Genomic DNA, 20,251 nt, shown 5'->3' with positions numbered 1-20,251 from the left:
CACTTAATGCTGAAATCCTTAATAGTTTAAAGTTAGATTGTGAGAGTTTTTATATGACAACTGTTATCAATAGAAAGTATAGGATCAGCCGTAGGCTTGGTATAAATTTGTGGGGTAGAGCAAAAGATCCAGTAAACAAAAGGAAGTATCCTCCAGGCCAACACGGTATTCTTGGGTTCAAAAGGTTATCTGATTTTGGTAAGCAGTTCGCTGCACATAAGAAATTTAAGTTTTATTATGCAATTTCAAGTAAGCAGCTCAGGCGTGTGTTTTTAGATGCTTATAACAGAAAGGGCTACACAGCTGATAATTTTATTGGTATCTTGGAATCGAGGTTGAGTTCTGTTTTATATCACTCTGGCCTTGTACCAACAATTTATTCAGCAAAGCAGCTTATATCTCATAAGCATGTTACAGTTAATGATAGAGTGGTTAATATATCAAGTTATCGGGTAAAACCTGGTGATGTGATAAAAATAAGAGAAAGGGCAGCAAAAATTCCTGTAATAGTAGAAGCTGCAGAAAAACAAGAGCGCAAGGTTCCGGATTATTTAGAAACAGACAGTAAAAAGCATTCAGTGAAATATTTAAGAGTGCCTCAGTATTCTGAAGTTCCTTACTCAGCGGACATGGAAGTTAATTTAGTAGTAGAGTTCTACTCTAGATAAATAAAAAGAGCCCGTGTGGCGGAATCGGTAGACGCAGCGGACTTAAAATCCGTGGGTTTTGCAACCTTGGGAGTTCAAGTCTCCCCGTGGGCACCATTTAGTTTATCAGGAGATGCAAAAAATATGAAATGGCTTGATATAGAAAACATTGTAGAAGCTTTAGAAGAAAAATTTCCAGATGAGGATATAATTAATATCAGGTTTACTGAGCTTAAAAAGAAGGTCTTGGGTTTAGAGCAATTTGATGATGATGATGAGCGTTGTAATGAAAAAATACTCGAAGCTATACAAGCAGCTTGGATTGAGGAAAGATCTTAGTAGCTAAGAAATAGCTACTTTTTAGTACCGAAAGGAAATTTTTAGATTATCATACACTGAGATATACTATAGTTAATTAGAAAATTGGTGAAAGGATGCTCAAGCGTAGCGGCCCAAAGAGATTAAAGCTCATAGTAGAAAGTTATGCATTAAAATGTATGAAGAATAAGATGAGCAAAAATGAGATACGTCTTATTTTAAACTGGAAAGGCATAGTGGGAGAGGAAATAGCGGGGTGTGCAAAGCCAAAAAAAATCTTATATGCGCAAAATGTAAATTCGGGTGTTTTGTATCTGATAGTAACAAATGGCAGTAAAGCGCTGGAAATTCAGCACATGATCTCTCTTATAATAGAGAAAATCACGTTATTTTTTGGCTACAAAGCAGTATATGATATAAAAATTAAGCAAGAGAGTATTGACTATTTTACTGTATAAGGTAATCTAAGTACGTAGAATAACTTGTATATCAAAGTGAGTAGAGTTTGCGAATTGACAAATAGAAAGAAGTCTTTTGGTAATAAGGTATCGCATTCGAACTGTAAAACAAAGCGTACCTTTCTCTTAAATTTACATAATGTTACGTTGATGAGTGATATATTGAATAGGAAGTTTAAATTTCGCATAGCAGCGAGAACTTTAAGGGCCATAGATTACAAAGGCAGTCTTGACGATTTTTTGCTCAACACAAGAACAGTTAAACTGAGTGAAAAGGCGCAGAAAATAAAAAGAAGGTTAAGAAAAGTTTTAGCGAAACAAGAGGTAGAATTAGCCGTTTCAGATGCATAGTAAGCCTCCATGGCTCAGGGCAAAGGCTCCAACTGGTGAAGTATTCAATGAGACCTTAAGTACTGTTAAGCTGCATAATCTACATACGGTATGTGAGGAAGCTGCATGTCCAAATATTGGCGAGTGTTGGAACAAACGTCATGCTGCTGTGATGATTCTTGGTTATATTTGCACCCGTGCTTGTGCATTTTGCAACGTTGCAACTGGTATTCCTGATAAATTAGACCCTAACGAGCCGGAAAATTTAGCAAAAGCAATAAAAAAGTTAAACTTAAAACATGTTGTTATTACCTCTGTTGACCGTGATGATTTGCCAGATGGTGGTGCTAGTCAGTTTATAAAGTGTATAGAGGAAGTTAGAAAGATAACTCCAGAAATAACAATAGAGATTCTAACTCCCGATTTTTTAAATAAGAAAGGGGCATTTGAAGCGATTGCTGTTGCATCGCCTGATGTTTATAATCACAACATCGAAACAGTGCCAAGATTATATGCAAAAATAAGGCCACGAGCTCGTTATTTTCATTCATTATATTTGTTGAAAGTAGTGAAGCAGATTAATCCTAGACTTTTCACCAAGTCAGGGCTTATGGTTGGCCTTGGAGAAACAAAAGAGGAAGTGCTCCAAGTTATGGATGATTTACGCAGTGCCGAGGTTGATTTTATAACGATCGGTCAGTATCTACAACCAACTCCAAAGCATGCGAAAATCGATAGGTATGTTACCCCAGAAGAATTTGAGCATTATAAATACGTTGCTTACTCTAAAGGTTTCTTGGTAGTTGCATCAAGTCCGCTGACTAGGTCATCATATCACGCTGAAGAAGATTTTAACAAGCTCAAGGCTTGTCGTTTTTCAGTATAAAAAACACTTGACGGGCCATGGTTATAGTATATAGAGTTGACCTTAAGTTTGCGTAACTTTTAGGGGCTTGGTAGTGATAAATGGTAGTAGTACAAGCAGATGTTAAGCGTCAATTCATACATTTAAGGGTACCTACTGTAATTCTACCTGGTGATGAATGACTTTAGGTTTAAAATTGAGAAAGGAGTTGCTATATATACCAACAAGTATGATTTAAACTTATGTTATGGACTTAAGTAAATTTACCGAGAAGGCAAAAAACCTAATTCAAAGTGCTCAAATGAAAGCATTGGGAGCTGGGCATCAGGTTTTCATGCCGGAGCATTTACTAAAGGTAATGCTTGAGGATGAGTCAGGTTTAATTCAGGATTTAATAAGTGCTTGTGGCGGAAATATACAAAATATTTCTGATGCTGTAGATAATGCACTAAAAAAGTTTCCAGTAGTTGAAGGTCCAGGAAGTGGTGGCCTTCAACTTTCGAGAGAAGTAGCAAAAGTTTTTGAAGATTCAGTTGGTATTGCTAGGAGGAATAAGGATTCGTTTGTTGCCGTTGAGCGTTTGCTGCAGGGCCTAGCTGCACAGAAGGATGATGCTATAGGTAAAATTCTGGCAGAGAACAGTATTACACCGCAAAAGTTGAACTCAGTTATTACAGAAATGAGAAAAGGCAGCAGTGCAGACTCACCAAATAGTGAGGAAAAATTGAACGCTGCGAAGAAATATACGAAGGATGTTACAGAGCTTGCGATGCAAGGAAAGCTTGATCCTGTAATTGGTCGTGATGAAGAGATCAGAAGAACTATGCAGGTATCTCTGAGGAGAACAAAGAACAATCCAGTGCTGATAGGTGAACCTGGTGTTGGAAAAACTGCAATAGTTGAGGGGCTTGCAAATAGAATTGTTACAAATGACGTGCCACTTGGTTTACGCAATGCAAAAGTTTTAGCTTTGGATCTTGGTGCATTAATTGCTGGAACGAAATTTAGAGGAGAGTTTGAGGAGAGGCTAAAAGCAGTTATTAATGAGCTTTTGAAAGCAGAAGGAAAAGTTATCTTGTTTATAGATGAGCTTCATACATTAGTTGGAGCAGGAGCAACAAGTGGTGCAATGGATGCTTCAAATCTGTTGAAGCCTGCTCTTGCACGTGGAGAAATTCGCTGTATAGGAGCCACAACGTTAGATGAATATCATGAGCATATAGAAAAAGATCTTGCACTTGCAAGGCGTTTCCAGCCTGTGTTTATCTCCCAACCGACTGAAACTGATACCATTTCAATATTGAGGGGTTTGAAAGAAAGATATGAAGTGCATCATGGAATAAGAATTACAGATGGTGCAATAATTGCTGCTGCAACGCTATCCAATAGGTATATAACAGACAGGTTTCTACCTGATAAAGCGGTTGACTTAATTGATGAGGCAGCAAGTAGAGTGAGGATTGAAATGGATAGCAAACCTGAAGTGATTGATGAACTTGAGAGAAAAATAATACAGCTAAAAATTGAGTCAGAAGCTCTAAAAAAAGAACGTGATGAAAATTCTAAGCAGCGTTTAAAAAAGATAAGTGAAGAGATCGAAAACCTAAACAGTAAATTTGCTGACCTAAACAGCAAGTGGCAGATGGAGAAGAATAAAATAGCTAGAATACAAGAAATTGCTGAGAAATTAGATAACGCTAGAAAAGAGCTGGAGTTAGCTCAGCGCAGTGGAAATTTAGGAAGGGCAGGGGAATTAATGTATGGCGTGATTCCTCAGCTTGAAAGTGAGTTGAAAAATCAGGAGAAGGTTGCTGACAGTTTTCTAAAGAAAGAAGTGACTGAGAATGACATTGCAAATATTGTTGCGAAGTGGACAGGCATTCCGGTTGATAGTATGATGCACAGTGAAAAAGAAAAACTCCTTAATATGGAAAATGAAATAGGGAAGAGAGTGATAGGACAGAAGGATGCGGTAGAAGCGATAAGTAATGCAGTTAGGCGCTCTCGTTCTGGTGTTCAAGATACTAATCGACCTTTTGGTTCGTTTTTATTCTTGGGCCCAACTGGAGTTGGAAAAACCGAACTTGCGAAAGCCCTCGCTGAATTCTTGTTTGATGACCAGTCAGCACTTCTGCGTTTTGATATGTCAGAGTATATGGAAAAACACTCCGTTTCAAAGCTAATTGGTGCGCCTCCAGGATATGTTGGCTATGAACAGGATGGAAGATTAACCGAAGCGGTGAGAAGAAGACCATATCAGGTAATTTTGTTTGATGAAATAGAAAAGGCAAATCCCGATATATTTAATTTATTGCTGCAGATTTTGGATGAAGGCAGGCTTACTGATAGCCATAGCAAATTGATTAATTTTTGCAACACCATACTAATTTTAACTTCTAATCTTGGTGCTGAGGTAATGCTAAAGGGAATTACTGATTTTGTAAAGAGCGAAGTGATGCAGATAGTTAAATCGGCATTTCGTCCAGAATTTTTAAATAGACTGGATGAAATTATTATATTTCATAGTTTAACCAAGGACGATATTTACAAAATTATAGATGTTCAATTTTCTTATTTACAAAAAACACTTGCTAAGCGTAAACTGAGTATAAATTTGTCACAGGAAGCTAAAGGGCTGATAGCACAAGTTGGTTATGACCATGAATATGGGGCAAGACCTCTAAAAAGGGTAATACAAGAATGTGTTCAAAATAATCTAGCTAAATTGATTTTATCAGGGGAAGTAGTAGAAGGCGATGAGCTAATAGTGTACGCTCTTAATAATGAAATCTTAGTTAAAAAGGTTTAAATTCACTGTGTATTTTCGTAAAAGAAATGTGTGTAGATCATAATGTTAACGTTGAGTCTTTATTTGAGCTAGTTAATCAAGAAGATCGGAAAGAAAAGGAAAAAATTAAAGAATTTATTAAGTATTTTTATAGTTTTGTTTATAAAAGCGACCTGAAGGTCAATGATAAGTTTTTGCTATATATTGTAAACGATGCTTATAATTTTGTTTCTCAAAGAGGGAAAGGTGAAAGTAAGTTAGTGGTAAGCAATGTAGATGATATACCAGGAATAGAAGGCTATTTTACCACGATTAAGATAACAAATGACGATATGCCATTTTTGGTTGATTCTGTTATTGCAACTATTAAATCTCATGACTTAACCATATGCTATTACAGCAATAGCATAATTAATATCCAAAGAAAAGACAGCCTAATAGATGAGATTTACCCTTTGGAAGAAAGTAATGGAATCAAAGAGTCAGTTATATATGTAATTATCAAAGGTATAAGTGACAGTTTTGTTAATAGGTTAAAAGAATCCCTACAAAAAACGCTGAAAGCAGTTAATTGCGTTGTGAAAGATTGGCACTTAATGCTTAAGAAGCTGGATGAAGCGAAAAATGAACTTTGTTCTGTTATCCAGGCAGCAGACGTTGGTCCAGTGTCACACGCTGCTGATCAAGTTATAGATTTTCTAAATTGGTTGCAAAATAATAATTTTGTATTTTTAGGTTATCAAGAATGCACTGCAAACCAGGATGGAAAATTCGTTGCTGTTAGCAAGGAAAGTCTTGGGTTGATCAGAGCAAGTGAAGAGTATCAAAATGTATTGATTCCTTATGTGGACCTTAATCATTTATACATATTGAGGTCAGATCTGCTCTCAATAGTTCATCGGCGTACATACATGAATTGTATAGGAGTGAAAGAGTTTAATGGTCAGGGTAATGTGGTAAGGGAGCGACATTTTTTTGGGTTATTTACTTCTGTGGCGGAAGTCCAAAGTATTCGCACTATTCCAGTAATAAAGGATAAAGTTAAAACAATAGAGAAAAGAGCAGGATTTGTGCTTGGTGGCCACAATAACAAAGCTCTAATTTATATTTTACAAACATTCTCATGTGATGAGTTATTCCAGTATAATGAGGAAGAATTATTTCAAATTTGTACCTCTATCATGTCTCTTGCAATAAGGCCAAGAGTCAAGTTGTGTTTGAGAAATGTGGGAGCGTTTACTAGTTGTATAGTGCTGATACCGATGCGTTATGCTAGCTCTAGGCTAATGTTCAAGATACGCGATGTATTGAAGGATGAAATGAATGCAGAAAGTTCAGATATTTATAACCACCACATTATCAATGAATATGACTTAATGAAATTGCATGTGGTGCTAAAGACTAAAAACGCTAGCGTTTCTGATAATAAAGTTTTGCGTATCGAAGACAAATTAAGAAACATTACAGAAAGGTGGGAAGATCGTTTTATAGATAACCTGTATAATACTTTCAGTACTGTTGAAGATGTGTTCATCCGTTATTGTAAAGCATTTCCAATAAGCTATCAGGAGAGCTTTGAACCTCACGATGCATATTACGATATGAAAAAATTGGAGATAGTGAGGAAGAAAGGAATTAGCGAGGTTGATTTAAGGCTTACTCGTGACAATCTTAATTATCAATTAAAGGTTTACACTCCAAGCAATGGGGGGCTTGAATTATCGAAAATATTGAAAATTACTAAAAATTTGGGAGCGAGGATTCTATCTCATAATGGTTATTACATAGAAATCAACGGTGGAATATGGATACACCATTTTGTGTTGTCAAGGGTCGATGAATTAATAAACAACATTACTCTAAAAGAGCAGTTTGAGATAACGCTTGCAAAAGTGTTCAGCAAGGAAATTAAAAATGACTATTTCAACAGTTTGATCATTATTGCTGGGCTAGAGTGGAAAGAAGTGCTTCTAATGAGAGCGCTAAGTGCTTACTTAAAGCAAACATCATTTAAATATAACCCAGAATATATCCAAAAAGTGATCTCAGAGTATCCAAAGATAGTAAAGTATTTGATACAGCTATTTCATGTAAGATTTGATCCTAAAATAGGTATTGATAGAGCAGAAACTACTGACATTTTCAGAGAAAAAATTGAGGAACTCCTGAAGGAAGTGAGTAATGTTTCACATGATTACGTTTTACGTTCGATATTTAACTTGATAATGGCCATTTTGAGAACCAGTTATTATCAGGATGACAAACCCTACTTATCTATAAAATTTGACTCAAGTAAAATCAATGATTTGCCTAACCCGCGCCCATATCGTGAATTGTATGTTTATTCAACCCTTTTTGAGGGAATACATTTAAGAGGAGGAAAATTAGCGCGTGGCGGTTTAAGATGGTCGGATAGGACAGAAGATTTTCGCACTGAAGTTTTGGGACTCATGAAAGCTCAAATGACGAAAAACGCTGTTATCGTTCCTGTTGGTGCGAAGGGTGGATTTATAATAAAGAAAATTTATAGAGACAAGAATATCTTAAGAGAGAAGAGTGTTGAGTGCTATAAGGATTTTATCAGAGGAATGCTTGATATTACTGATAATGTAGTTGATGGTAAAATAGTTCCACCAAAGAACGTAATTAGGTATGACGAAGATGACCCATACTTGGTAGTTGCAGCAGATAAAGGCACTGCTTCATTCTCTGATTATGCTAATAAAATAGCCTCTGAGTATAATTTTTGGCTTAGTGATGCATTTGCATCTGGTGGATCGGCAGGTTATGACCACAAAAAGATGGGTATCACAGCCAGGGGGGCGTGGATTGCAGCACAAAGGCATTTTTGGAAAATAAATAAAGATATTTACCAAGATGTGACTGTAGTTGGGATTGGAGATATGGCTGGTGATTTGTTTGGAAACGGTATGCTGCTTTCAAGAAATTTGCGTTTAATCGGCGCATTTAACCATATGCATATTTTTGTCGATCCAAATCCTGATGCAGAAAAAAGTTTTACGGAGCGTAAGCGCCTTTTTAAGTTACCATTTTCGACTTGGATGGATTATGACAAAGATTTGATTTCTCAAGGTGGCGGAGTATTTGAGCGTAACAGCAAGCAAATAAATATTTCTCAAGAAATGAAAAAATGCTTTGATATAACAGAGGATATATTATCTTCAAATGACTTGATTCGATATCTGTTGAAAGCAAAAGTGGATTTTATATGGAATGGAGGAATCGGCACGTTTGTTAAGGCAAAGAGTGAAAGTCATAGCATGGTCGGTGACAAAGCAAACGATGAGTTAAGAGTGAATGGTAAGGATATTAGAGCTTCTATGTTCATAGAGGGTGGTAATCTTGGCTGCACGCAACTTGGAAGAATAGAATATGCTGAAAAAGATGGATATATCAATGCAGATTTTATTGATAATTCGGCAGGAGTAATATGTTCTGACCTTGAAGTTAACATCAAGATTGCATTTGTTTCAGTTATGAAAGGAGGTGGTATTTCTTTAGAAAAAAGGAATAAAATACTGGCTAGCATGGTAGATGAAGTTGCGTCTAAGGTTCTTGAAGAGCATAATAAAATTGAAACAAAAGCATTACTCCTTGAATGCTTACAAGCTAAAGAAAGATTGGAGCAGCACCACAGGTTATTACTCAGTTTGGAGAAATCTGGACTGTTAAATCGAAGTGTAGAATTTCTTCCAGCTGACGAGGAAATAGCGAGAATGTTGACAGGGGCAGAGGGCTTTAGTTCTCCTCAGCTTGCTGTTTTAATATCTTATGCTAGGACAGCAATAAAAAATGAAATTGTACATTCTGAGCTGCCTGAAAAAGATTTTTTGTGTCATGATTACTTACTAAATTACTTTCCACAAAAGATGGTGAAAGAATTCGAGGATTCCATATTGAAACACCAACTGCGCAGAGAAATTGTCTCTACTTGCATTGCAAATGATGTAGTGAATAGGATGGGATGTATATTTATCAATAATCTAGTTGAGAGTACTGGAATTAAAGTGTACGAAGCAGTGAATGTGTATATTGTTGTTAAACACCTATATAGTTTAAATAACCTATGGCAGAAAATTGATGAATTGGATGGAAAGATTGATGTTAACTCATACTTGCAGATAGTGAGAAATGTGCAAAAATTTATTGGCAGAGTATCATTTTGGTTAGTAAGAAACCTTGATAAACTTAGCTTTGTAAAGCTGGATGATGTTACAAGGGTTAAGGATGCAATTGAAACTTTAGGCCAAAACTTAACTGATGTTTTGGATGAACACCTATTAAAGGTCTATCACCATTGCTCTGCTTCTTTAGTGGCACTTAATATAAGTAAAGATCTAGCAAAGAGAGTTGCTGACCTATGCATTTTGGCCTATGCACTTGACGTTATATCCATTGCTGAGCAAACGTCTTTACCTATTCTTGACGCTGGTAAAATATACTTTGAGTTAAAATCGCTACTAAGATTCGATCTGATTAGAACAATTGCCATCAAGATGAAAGGTCGTTCTTCTTATTGGGACCGCAGCTTAATTAATGATTTATTGGATAATTTAAGCAATTGTCATTATAAGCTAGCTGTTAAAGTTATAAAAGCCACTGATAAACACAAAGATAAAGTTCAAACCTGGGCTTGTAATGGTAAGGATTACATAGAACGTTACAATAGTTTTTTAGATGAGATGGTTGCTTCTAAGCTTGATTTAAGCAAATTAATATTTATAATCAAAAGAATTAAAGTACTTGCTTCATAGAAAAAGTGTTTGGTATAGGTCTTTCAGAAATTTTAGTTGTGGCTCTAGTGAGTATAATGGTTCTTGATAAAAATGATGTGCCTGTATTTATTAATCTTATTAAGAGTGTGTATAGGTATTTTATGATTGTGAGATCGGAAACTAGGAATTTATTGAAAGATGCTAGTGTTGATGGCTTATATAAAGAGTGCGACACCGAAAAAGTAAATTATATAGTTGGTGAAGATGGTAAGTTTTATCCTAGTTACAATGTAGATAGTGCATCTGAAGGTAATGACGGCAAAGATTCTGGTAGTAGATGATGTACTATCTAATGTTAAGCTTTTAGAGGCTCGACTGAAAGCGGAGTACTATACGGTTATCGTGGCTCATGATGGTAAAGAGGCTATAGATTTAGTGGCAAGGCAACAGCCTGATATCATATTACTCGATATCATGATGCCAAAAATAAATGGTTTTGAAGTTTGTAAGAACCTCAAGAGTGATCCCTTAACAACCCATATTCCAATAATTATGGTGACTGCGTTGCATGATACTCACGATAGAGTGCAAGGCATTAATGCTGGTGCAGATGACTTTCTAACTAAACCAATAGACGAAACTGCTTTGTCTGCGAGAATTAAGTCTCTTACACGCTTAAAGATGGTAATAGATGAATTGCGTTTAAGAGGAGAAACTAATGCTGAGATTGGTGGGGTAACGGGAAGCAGTATTATGGATTATTCCAACCAGATTTTTGGTGCTAGCATACTTGTTGTAGATGAGGATGTCTTTCAAGCAGAGCAGATATATAATGTACTAAAGCAACGCTTTAAGTCGATTAAAATACTAAATGATCCAACCGAGGCATTGAGGGTTGGTATTGAGGATAATTATGACCTGATTATTTCTGACATGCAATTTTCAAAAACCGACGGCCTGCGCTTGTGTTCTGAATTTCGTAGTAAAGTAGAAACACGTTATACACCAATTCTGATTCTTTCTGAAGATTATGATAAAAACAATTTAGTAAAAGCACTTAACGTGGGTGCTAACGATTACTTAACAGTGCCATTGGATGAGAGTGAGTTAATAGCGAGGGTTAATTTACAAGTGAAACGCAAGAGGTATCAAGATGCCTTAAGAATGAACTTGTTCAATAATGCGGAAATGTCTATCAAGGATCCACTCACTAACTGTTATAACAGAAGATATTTTGATGCACACTTGAAAAATATTGTTAAGGATTCTGTAGAGAAGGATAGGAGATTATCTCTTATGATACTTGATATAGACTACTTTAAAGTGGTGAATGATGATTTTGGACATAGTGCTGGAGATGAACTTTTAAAACAAGTACAGAAGAGAATTTCTGAAAATATCAGAGTGACAGATTTATTGGCTAGGTTTGGTGGTGAGGAGTTTGTTGTTGTAATGCCTGATACTAATATGTCAGATGCATACGCTGTTGCAGAGAGGATACGTGAAATTATTGCTACAGAACCTTTGATACTCTCAGACAAGAACACAACTCATAATGTAACTGTGAGCATTGGAATTGCAGAGATGCAAAAATCTGACCTTGATAATATTAAAAAATTTATAGTACGTGCTGACAGATACCTATACAAAGCAAAAAACAGTGGTAGAAATAGAGTGATTACTGGCTAATCCAGAGTGTAAACTTACTAAAGATAGTAGAAAGGAAGCTTAGAATATTTTTTAGACATAGCTTTCATCATCACACTCTGGAATCATATGCCTAACTTGATTATCTATTAATTTGTATTCTATAACAATAGAAGAAATTCCTATCTTCAAAAAAGTTGAAATTAAATTTCAGTAGGTTGTATGGATGAAAACACTAAAGCACTTTTACCATTTTATGGTATAGCGTCAGTAATAGGAGCACTTACAGGTTTAGGGTTGAGTTTTAAGCTTTATCACTTGAAGTAATAGGAGGAATTTTGGCTCTATAGCTCCAGCACTGCTTGCAGTTTATCTTATTTGCGGAAAAGATCTTAGTGAAAAAGAAGAAAATCTTAAACCTATTTGTGTTGCTACTATAGCACTTGCGAATGTTGCAATCGGAATTGGTCTTGCTGCAGCTACAACTGCTATTTTTCTTGTTGCAATGATTGGAGCTGGGCCTACACCTTTAACAGGTGCAATGATAGGAGTCTTAGCATTTATTATAGGGGAGTTTCTACAACAGGTTACGTTATTGATCAATAGTTGAAAAAGTTAGTGAATGCTTTTCTTCAAAAGAGAAAGGGGTACAAACTAGTTTAAGCTAACTAAATAAATTTTTTTCTGTTATCTTTTCTGCCTTTTCTATTCCTATTTTAATCCAGAATTTGCGTTAGTGGTTGATATAACGATTCCAAAAAAACTTGTTGCAATCAAAAATATTCGTGGCACAAGTAATGAATTTACATAATTTAGTAACAACTTTATAGAGTAAAGTAGAGACTAGTATTATTTAGAGGGTTTATGAGAAAAATTGATCAGGAATTATTTTATGCTGTAAAGCAAGGTAATCTTAGTAGGGTTAAAAGATGTATTGATTGAGGGGCTAATATTCACGCTGAATATACTGTTCTTAATATAAAGCCTATACATGTTACTGCTCACTCTGTTCATAAAAATGTTGTAGAGTTTTTCCTAAGCAGAGGTGTAAGTGTGAACGATACTGATTGAAGCAATTGTACACCACTATATTATGCTGCATGGGTGGTTACTTGGAGATTGTAAATTTCTAGTGGATAGAGATGCTAATATTGATTGACAGAGGAATATATGGGTGGTTGGACACTACACTACGCTGCTTATTGGGGTAAGTTAGAGGTTGTGGAGTTTCTAATTGATAGAGAGGCTAATTTCATGCTAGAGCTAAGAGTGGTGAAAGGCTAGTTGAGACTGCCTATAGGAGTTTTCATTCAAGTATTGAGAAATTACTCCTTAAAAGAATGGAAGAGGTAGAGAAAAAGTAATCACAAAGCAGGGAACGGGAAAGACAAAAAGAACGTGAAAGAGAACCAGACGGTGTAGACCGACTTTTCCAATTTGTGGGAAATGTGCTAGGAGGGACAAACCAATTTATAGACGATGCTCTTGAAAGAGGAAGGCAGATTACTGAAGAATGAGAGATGCAAAGGGATATGATATGGAAGTACGTACTTGTGTACGGACCTAGAGTGTGCAAAAAAAGAAATAGAAACAACAATGGCTGTATAATATAGTTCTATCAAAAACAGCAGGAAGCGTATTTACATTTATCACAATTTGTATCGCGTAATATACAAAACGCATCAATTGAGTCAGTGAAACAAGTCACGATTTGTCTTCTTTTGAAGCAAGCAATTTTAAAATTGATGGTGAGTGTGTTGCTGTTGCTGTGGGGTATCTCAGGCCTTGTTCTTATATAGTAAGAAATCTTTTCTAAGTAATTTGGCAACTTCAGCTAAAATTTATGAGTGCATAGCACAAGGTAAGTAGGTATCTAAAAGAGGAGAAAGAGGAGCTTTAGCTTTTATTAAGTTACATAATAATTTTGAAAGACAACAAGATTCTGCTACGAACAGTCTACTTTCAAGCTTAATTCATACTCAGGTTATAAGTCATTTAGTGAGCTTTCGAGTTATATAGCCGGAATTAAAGGTGACTTTGCTATTCATTGAGTAATAAATAATCATGTTGTTGCAATTTATATAGCTGGTGACAGCTATGCTTGTTTTGATAGCAATGCAGCGTTTGTTTCTGAGATAAATGTTGACCAGCTTATAGAAGCTGTAGAAATAGGGAGTAAAGTCTGCTAGCCATAATATGGAAGAAAAAGATTTTCTTGTTGAACACTTTGACATTGCTAAAGTTGACAGTCAGTTATACAATGAAGATGAGCAAATTTTAGCAAAAGAAATAAAAACAGAACGTCAACTTCTAGCAGAGCAAGGTAAGAAATTTGGCCTTATTAAGATTAATGGTCAAGAGATATCCAGAGTACAGTTATATGACTTTGGCACTAAGATTAACATAGGAGGCGGTGTACTATTACTTGTCAATGCTGATAAGAATTTAAGTAGTAAAAAATTTCAAGAGCGCCTAGATAGAAAAGAAGTGGGTATGACAGTTAGGGGTTATCTTGATAGTTTAAAGGATGGTCAGAATATGAAGGAAGTAGTACAAGCAACCAAAGTAATTCCTTTTATAAGCTCAAGACATGAAATTGAAGAAGCAGAGAAAATACGCAGACTAAAACAATCTTTATCAGAGTTGGCTAAAGGAGTGATTAATCACGTACTTACTACTGTTGCTCTTACTAGAGTTAGTCGGTCAGAAACAAGAATTTGGTGGACCTGAATCTCATTTGAGTGGCGTAATCATGGGCGAGCATCTGAATAGATTGCTAGGGCATTGAACAATTTCTTTTTGTAGTTGTTTTATTTCATCTTCTGAGAGGACGGTGACTTCAGCAATAACATCTATAGAGACGCCGGCTTTAAGTGAATTTTTAGCCACAGTGATTTTAGCTTTCATTTCACCTTTTTCTTCGCCGATTTGGATGCCTTCTTGTTTGCCTTTTTGATGACCAATTTGTCTACCTTTTTCATTAGCATCATCAAGTTTTTGAACGAAGGTAGCCTGTTCATCAAGAATACGCTTTATCTCTTGATTGTGGGCTATAAATTCTTTCTCTGAATAGTTAAATCTATTTAGCTCTTTATATGCCTTTTTAATTATTACATCACTACCTATTATTTTTTCCAGCTCCTCTTCACTAAGCCTCATCTGCATACCTAAAGAAATAAACCCACTTTTCAACTATATTTTCCAGCTGGTCTTCCTTAGTCTTCGAAATTTTGGCAATTCAATAAAGATGAAATAAAAATCTTTTAAATCATGTTCATTAGTATGTTCATCATTTATACTCAGACTTACTGGGGAATAGGGCACAATCTGCTATATCAATAAAGATAATCTCTTTAAGGTCGTAGTATTGATCACCCTTATCAGCTTGTCTTGAATAAGCTTTGGCAGCATAGTACTGAGCGCGTTTTTCAAAGCCTTTAGTTTTAGCGACCTGCATTGCGACTATCACCTGCACTCCATTCTCATCTTTACAAAGAACATCAACAATACTTTGCTTTTTAGTTGCAATATCATGGCCTTGAATAGTATTTAAAAACTCTATATCCTTTATTGCTCTTTTGCCAGAGAAGCCTAGGATATCATTGAGGAAATGAATGAGAATATCTTTATTTTTCTCAGTACCAAAGATACGCTGGAACGATATATCATTTTTGGGGTCGAGGCTCTTTGAAAGAGCCATATTGATATTATTAGGAGACATTAACAATTGTACACTGTTCTGTAAAAATATTTAATCTTTTTAATTGTATATAATAAATCTTATTTTTTTTAACTTTGGGTATATTAAAGAAGAAAACGACTGTCAGAGATCACCTGGGTTTAGGGTTTTTAGCTATAAATACTTAAGAAATTTACTAAATCGAAAAAAAAGCAAAAGAAACCCCAGTTAATATCTATTTTCAGTGTTGACGTTTTTTAAGTCTTAAAACTGCAATCTAATTGTTTTTAAACTGCAACTAACCTTAGCTTTAATGCTTGTGAAATTTACCAGGCAGAAAAAAAGACAAAAAACCCCGTGGTAACTGGTTATTCTACTCTTCTTTATTTTAGAATTTGACGTTGAGCGATGTCTTGAACGCTTTATAAGCGCGTTTCAGCTTATGTAGGTAAAAACCTAGAATTTTATAAAGACATACGACGCACATAGTGCAAAAAATTAAACAATAGTACGCCAAATACAAGTTTTCTTGTTTTTTTAATCTGCTCAGATTGGGGAGTTAAATAATAGCTTCAATACCATGATGAGGTGACCGGTAAGGTTTATCAAGTAGTTTTAGGTTTTTATTGATTAAAGGATATGTTGTATTCCTCAAAGAAATGATAACTAAGATTAAAGCGATAACATGAGGTTTCTTGACTCTGGAAATCTTGTGTTTAATTGCGAAAATAGATACTTATTTAAAAAATACCCTGTGACTTTCAGTCCTGATTGAAATTCTTGATATGAGTAGCTGTTTTGTAGGTTATTATTATATACATCGTGCAGCATTTGTGGGAAAGGTAGTAGTTTATCTGCGTAACGGTCTCCTGCTTTTTTTGATACCGCTCTGCCGGTTTTTGGAGAAATAAATTGTAAGTTTTCCTTAGCACCTGTTACGGCGCATTTGGATAGGTCTAACTTAAACCCGAGTTGTGTAAGAAGTAGAAGCTCTAAGTTGAGGTAATGGCCTTGCCAGGATTGATTGTTGTGCTTAATTACGTCGATGAAGTATAGAAAATTATCATATAGTACAACACAAGGCTCACTCTCTGGAAGCACTTTTTCTAAAATAGAAGAAAAAGAAACAATAGTGATGCTTTTTAATCTTTCCTGGAAGAAATGATGTGATGGGGATTTGATCAATTCACACTTAAAAAACCCCAGACTTTCAGGGAACTTAGCACTCCACTCTGCATGTAATAGGTTACTTGTTTGAAACTTATAATTGCTATCGTTTGTTAACCTGGTTAATCCCCTGCGCTTTCCATGATTTTTCGTAAACAGAGAAAGAATTAGGTTTTTATCACCGTACTTTTTGGTAGCTATAATGATACCTTCGTCCTTCCATCTCATTTAGAGCAATTAATTATATTAATCGTATAATATTATATGGTGGTAAAATCGTTGCAGCAAAAAATTGTGTTTCCAAGCTCAGGAAAATGGTAATGCTATCAAGGGTTGCTTAGATTATGAAACTGAGATCTTCTTGTACTTCCACCAAGCAAATGCAATCTAGGTTTTAAAAGATTTCACAAAATTTGAGTCTTTTATTGGACAATAATCGTAAGAGTTGAGCTAAAATTATTAGAATAATAATGTTTATTTTTATATTGACTATTGAGGTTTATTATTTTATAACTGGAGCTTAAGTTATTTTGTGAGTTTGAATTTTTAACACGTGCCTACAATAAATCAGTTAGTGCGTAAGGGTAGATCAAAATTGCCCTGTAAGAAAAAGGTGCCAGCTTTGGGAAGAGGCAACCCTCAGAGGAGAGGTGTTTGTACTAAAGTGTATACTACAACTCCTAGAAAGCCTAATTCAGCACTACGTAAGGTGGCTAGGGTGAGAATTAGTGGGTATGGTGAAGTGACGGCTTATATACCTGGTGAAGGCCATAATTTACAAGAGCACTCTGTTATTTTGATACGTGGTGGACGAGTTAAAGATTTGCCTGGTGTACGTTATCACATAATAAGAGGTGCCCTTGATCTGCGTGGTGTACAAAATCGAAAGAAAGCTCGTTCAAAATATGGTGTAAAGAAATCTGGTTAAAGTTTATGGCTCGTCGAAATAAAGCAAGGAAGAGGGAAATAAACCCTGATTCGCGTTATGGTAGTGTTTTATTGATGCGTTTCATTAATGTAATCATGAAATGTGGTAAAAAATCTATTGCAGAAAAAATTGTCTATGATGCTTTATCTTCGGCTGAAAAGAAAATGGACGAAAGCGGGGTATCAATTTTTGAAGCAGCAGTAGAAAATGTTACACCTTCAATAGAAGTGCGTTCTCGTCGTATTGGTGGTGCAACTTATCAAGTACCTGTTGAAGTTAGAAAAGATAGAGCGACTTCTTTAGCATTAAGGTGGATTGCTAAGGCTGCTTCTGCTGCTCGAAAGAAGGGTGGAAAAACTTCTGCTGATTGTCTGCAATCTGAAATAATAGATGCTTATAATAAACGCGGTGGTGCATTTAAGATGTATGAAGAAAAATATAAAATGGCTGAAGCTAATAAGGCCTTTTCTCATCTTCGTTTTTGATGTTGGCTAATTAATGGTGGTATGGAATTTGATATATCTAAATACAGGAATATAGGTATAATGGCTCACATAGATGCTGGTAAGACTACCACAACAGAGCGTGTTTTATTTTATACTGGTAAACAGAATAGAATTGGTGAAGTCCATGATGGTGCAGCTTCTATGGATTGGATGGAGCAGGAAAAGGAGCGTGGTATTACAATCACATCTGCTGCGACTACTTGTTTTTGGAATGGTCATAGAGTTAATATAATAGACACTCCTGGGCATGTTGACTTTACTATTGAAGTTGAGAGATCTTTAAGGGTTTTAGATGGTGCAGTTGCTGTATTTGATGGAGTTGCAGGAGTTGAGCCCCAATCTGAGACTGTTTGGCGTCAAGCTGATAAATATAATGTTCCTCGCATCTGTTTTATCAACAAAATGGATAGAATGGGGGCAAACTTTTATCGATGTGTTGATATGATTAAAAGTAAGCTTGGAGCAATGCCTTTAGTCATTCAGCTACCAATAGGGAGTGAAAAAGATTTTAAGGGCATAGTAGATCTTATCTCTATGAGAGCTATTATATGGAAGGAAGAGACGTTAGGTGCTAAATTTTTCTATGAAGATATTCCTGTTGACTTACTTGATCGTGCTCAAGAGTATAGAAGTCTTTTATTAGACGCTGCGGCTGGGATGTATGATGAAGCAATGGATATTTACTTTGAATCTAATGACCTGCCAGTAGATTTACTGAAAAAATGCGTAAGAAGAGGAACTATTAAAAGAGCATTCGTTCCTATATTATGTGGATCAGCTTTTAAAAATAAAGGAGTACAGCCACTTTTAGATAGTATAGTAAATTTTCTACCTTCTCCTATTGATGTTGATGAAATTATTGGAACTGATCCTAAAGATTCAGAAAAAAAAATAGCGGTTAAACCTTCAGAGCAAGAAAGGTTTGTTGCTCTTGCATTTAAAGTAATGACAGATAAATTCGTTGGTAGCTTAACATTTATTCGTATTTATTCTGGGAAGTTGAAGTCTAAATCTGCTGTGCTGAATGCGGCAAGAAATGAAACTGAAGGAGTTGGCAGGATGCTGCTTATGCATGCAAACAATAGAGAAGATATTAACGAAGCTAAAGTTGGTGATATAGTTGCTTTAGTTGGTTTGAAAAAAACAATTACTGGTGATACTTTGTGTTCATATGATTTTCCTATATTATTAGAGCGTATGGAATTTCCTGAGCCTGTTATTGAAATTGCTGTGGAACCTAAGATTACTTCAGATCAGGAAAAGTTAGGCATTGCTTTAAATAGATTAGTTGCGGAGGATCCTTCTTTAAGAATGTCGGTGAATACGGAAAGTGGTCAGACTATATTGAAAGGCATGGGTGAATTACATCTTGAAATTATTACAGATAGGATAAGGCGTGAGTTTAATGTTGATGTCAATGTTGGTGCGCCTCAGGTTGCATATCGTGAGACTATTACTAAATCTGTTGAAATTGATTATACTCACAAAAAACAATCAGGTGGTGCTGGTCAATTTGCTAGAGTAAAGATCTTGTTTGAACCTCTTGAGCCTGGTTCTGGGTTTCAATTTGAAAGTAAAATTGTAGGTGGTGCAATTCCAAAAGAATATATTCCTGGTGTACAAAATGGTTTAGAGTTAATAAAGGAAGGGGGTGTGATTTCTGGTTTTCCAGTTATTGATTTTAAGGCTACTCTTGTTGATGGTGCCTTTCATGAAGTTGATTCAAGTCCTTTAGCTTTTGAGCTGGCTGCCAAAAGTGCTTTTAAGGAAATGGCAAATAAAGCTGGCCCGAAGATGTTAGAACCTATAATGAAAGTTGAAATTATTACGCCTGAAGAGTATATGGGTGATATTATGGGTGATATAAATAGTAGAAGAGGGCAAGTTTCAAGTGTGGAAATGCATAATAATAGTGCTATAATCCTTGCTTTAGTGCCTCTTGCAAATATGTTTGGTTATATAAATGTTTTGCGTTCTATATCTCAAGGAAGAGCTCAATATAGCATGCATTTTTCTTGTTATGAACAAGTACCGCAGTATGTGGTTAATGAGTTAAAGTATAATTAAAGGTAACGATTATGACAACAGCAGTGGAAGCTACAGCACAAATAGTAGAAGCATTTGGGAAGCCACATGTGAATGTAGGGACAATAGGGCATGTGGATCATGGGAAGACGACGTT

General features: G+C 35.6%; 16 protein-coding genes, 1 tRNA gene and 1 pseudogene. 15 read left to right on the top strand and 3 right to left on the bottom strand.

Annotation, left to right across the window (positions count from 1 at the left end; translation table 11 throughout):
• The first annotated feature begins 53 nt into the window (after window positions 1-53).
• From rpsD to QUS22_RS05125, 10 genes are all read left to right on the top strand, one after another.
• A complete protein-coding gene (rpsD, locus tag QUS22_RS05170) occupies window positions 54-668 on the top strand; it encodes a 30S ribosomal protein S4 (RefSeq protein WP_289513927.1) in 615 nt (204 codons plus the stop codon).
• A gap of 9 nt (window positions 669-677) precedes the next feature.
• A tRNA-Leu gene (locus QUS22_RS05165) sits at window positions 678-764 on the top strand.
• A 27-nt stretch (window positions 765-791) separates the two neighbouring features.
• On the top strand, window positions 792-986 hold the full coding sequence (gene iscX, locus QUS22_RS05160; RefSeq protein ID WP_289513926.1) for a Fe-S cluster assembly protein IscX: 195 nt from the start codon (window positions 792-794) through the stop codon (window positions 984-986).
• A 95-nt stretch (window positions 987-1,081) separates the two neighbouring features.
• Window positions 1,082-1,423, top strand: a complete 342-nt coding sequence (locus QUS22_RS05155) for a DUF721 domain-containing protein (protein ID WP_289513925.1) — start codon at window positions 1,082-1,084, stop codon at window positions 1,421-1,423.
• Window positions 1,424-1,459: 36 nt separating this feature from the next.
• Window positions 1,460-1,774, top strand: coding sequence for a 50S ribosomal protein L28 (rpmB, locus tag QUS22_RS05150; RefSeq protein WP_289513924.1), 315 nt, complete (start codon window positions 1,460-1,462; stop codon window positions 1,772-1,774).
• Window positions 1,767-2,639, top strand: coding sequence for a lipoyl synthase (gene lipA / locus QUS22_RS05145; RefSeq protein WP_289513923.1), 873 nt, complete (start codon window positions 1,767-1,769; stop codon window positions 2,637-2,639). The genes rpmB and lipA overlap by 8 nt, the downstream gene beginning before the upstream one ends.
• Before the next feature lie 226 nt (window positions 2,640-2,865).
• Entirely contained in the window at window positions 2,866-5,427 is a 2,562-nt protein-coding gene (gene clpB, locus QUS22_RS05140; protein ID WP_289513922.1) for an ATP-dependent chaperone ClpB, read from the top strand.
• A 26-nt stretch (window positions 5,428-5,453) separates the two neighbouring features.
• Entirely contained in the window at window positions 5,454-10,181 is a 4,728-nt protein-coding gene (locus QUS22_RS05135; RefSeq protein ID WP_289513921.1) for an NAD-glutamate dehydrogenase, read from the top strand.
• Between the two features lie 5 nt (window positions 10,182-10,186).
• Window positions 10,187-10,483 carry a Sec-independent protein translocase subunit TatB gene (gene tatB / locus QUS22_RS05130; protein ID WP_289513920.1) on the top strand — a complete coding sequence of 99 codons (297 nt, stop codon included), beginning with the start codon at window positions 10,187-10,189 and terminating at the stop codon, window positions 10,481-10,483.
• Window positions 10,455-11,831, top strand: a complete 1,377-nt coding sequence (locus QUS22_RS05125; RefSeq protein WP_289513919.1) for a PleD family two-component system response regulator — start codon at window positions 10,455-10,457, stop codon at window positions 11,829-11,831. The genes tatB and QUS22_RS05125 overlap by 29 nt, the downstream gene beginning before the upstream one ends.
• A 327-nt stretch (window positions 11,832-12,158) precedes the next feature.
• On the opposite strand, the gene QUS22_RS05120 is transcribed toward QUS22_RS05125, so the two are convergent.
• Window positions 12,159-12,392: a hypothetical protein gene (locus QUS22_RS05120; RefSeq protein WP_289513918.1), complete on the bottom strand. Its 234-nt coding sequence runs from the start codon at window positions 12,390-12,392 to the stop codon at window positions 12,159-12,161.
• 552 nt (window positions 12,393-12,944) lie between these two features.
• On the opposite strand from QUS22_RS05120, the gene QUS22_RS05115 reads away from it, so the two are divergent.
• Window positions 12,945-13,073, top strand: a complete 129-nt coding sequence (locus QUS22_RS05115; protein ID WP_289513917.1) for a hypothetical protein — start codon at window positions 12,945-12,947, stop codon at window positions 13,071-13,073.
• A 912-nt stretch (window positions 13,074-13,985) separates the two neighbouring features.
• Window positions 13,986-14,519 carry a hypothetical protein gene (locus tag QUS22_RS05110; protein WP_289513916.1) on the top strand — a complete coding sequence of 178 codons (534 nt, stop codon included), beginning with the start codon at window positions 13,986-13,988 and terminating at the stop codon, window positions 14,517-14,519.
• A gap of 3 nt (window positions 14,520-14,522) precedes the next feature.
• Here QUS22_RS05110 and QUS22_RS05105 read toward each other — a convergent pair.
• Both QUS22_RS05105 and recO read right to left on the bottom strand, forming a co-directional pair.
• A pseudogene (locus QUS22_RS05105) lies at window positions 14,523-15,489 on the bottom strand (Rpn family recombination-promoting nuclease/putative transposase).
• Window positions 15,490-16,140: 651 nt separating this feature from the next.
• On the bottom strand, window positions 16,141-16,863 hold the full coding sequence (gene recO / locus QUS22_RS05100; protein ID WP_289513915.1) for a DNA repair protein RecO: 723 nt from the start codon (window positions 16,861-16,863) through the stop codon (window positions 16,141-16,143).
• Window positions 16,864-17,188: 325 nt separating this feature from the next.
• Here recO and rpsL point away from each other — a divergent pair, with 325 nt between their 5' ends.
• From rpsL to fusA, 3 genes are read left to right on the top strand one after another with little or no spacing between them, the layout of a single operon-like run.
• Window positions 17,189-17,563 (top strand): 30S ribosomal protein S12, encoded by a 375-nt coding sequence (rpsL, locus tag QUS22_RS05095; RefSeq protein ID WP_289513914.1) that lies wholly within the window; start codon window positions 17,189-17,191, stop codon window positions 17,561-17,563.
• A 5-nt stretch (window positions 17,564-17,568) separates the two neighbouring features.
• Entirely contained in the window at window positions 17,569-18,048 is a 480-nt protein-coding gene (rpsG, locus tag QUS22_RS05090) for a 30S ribosomal protein S7 (protein WP_289513913.1), read from the top strand.
• A 21-nt stretch (window positions 18,049-18,069) separates the two neighbouring features.
• Window positions 18,070-20,136, top strand: a complete 2,067-nt coding sequence (gene fusA / locus QUS22_RS05085) for an elongation factor G (RefSeq protein WP_289513912.1) — start codon at window positions 18,070-18,072, stop codon at window positions 20,134-20,136.
• Window positions 20,137-20,251: the final 115 nt, after the last annotated feature.

The sequence above is a fragment of the Wolbachia pipientis genome (assembly GCF_030373985.1).
Classification (GTDB): Bacteria; Pseudomonadota; Alphaproteobacteria; order Rickettsiales; family Anaplasmataceae; genus Wolbachia; species Wolbachia pipientis_D.
The sequence above is the reverse complement of the archived record's forward strand: the minus strand, read 5'-3'. Positions and strand labels throughout refer to the sequence as shown.

Coding starts and splice junctions, on each gene's coding strand:
- iscX (WP_289513926.1), top strand. CDS start 792: ATGAAATGGCTTGATATAGAAAACATTGTAGAAGCTTTAGAAGAAAAA.
- rpsD (WP_289513927.1), top strand. CDS start 54: ATGACAACTGTTATCAATAGAAAGTATAGGATCAGCCGTAGGCTTGGT.
- recO (WP_289513915.1), bottom strand. CDS start 16,863: ATGAGATGGAAGGACGAAGGTATCATTATAGCTACCAAAAAGTACGGT.
- lipA (WP_289513923.1), top strand. CDS start 1,767: ATGCATAGTAAGCCTCCATGGCTCAGGGCAAAGGCTCCAACTGGTGAA.
- fusA (WP_289513912.1), top strand. CDS start 18,070: ATGGAATTTGATATATCTAAATACAGGAATATAGGTATAATGGCTCAC.
- clpB (WP_289513922.1), top strand. CDS start 2,866: ATGGACTTAAGTAAATTTACCGAGAAGGCAAAAAACCTAATTCAAAGT.
- QUS22_RS05110 (WP_289513916.1), top strand. CDS start 13,986: ATGGAAGAAAAAGATTTTCTTGTTGAACACTTTGACATTGCTAAAGTT.
- rpsG (WP_289513913.1), top strand. CDS start 17,569: ATGGCTCGTCGAAATAAAGCAAGGAAGAGGGAAATAAACCCTGATTCG.
- QUS22_RS05135 (WP_289513921.1), top strand. CDS start 5,454: ATGTGTGTAGATCATAATGTTAACGTTGAGTCTTTATTTGAGCTAGTT.
- QUS22_RS05125 (WP_289513919.1), top strand. CDS start 10,455: ATGACGGCAAAGATTCTGGTAGTAGATGATGTACTATCTAATGTTAAG.
- QUS22_RS05155 (WP_289513925.1), top strand. CDS start 1,082: ATGCTCAAGCGTAGCGGCCCAAAGAGATTAAAGCTCATAGTAGAAAGT.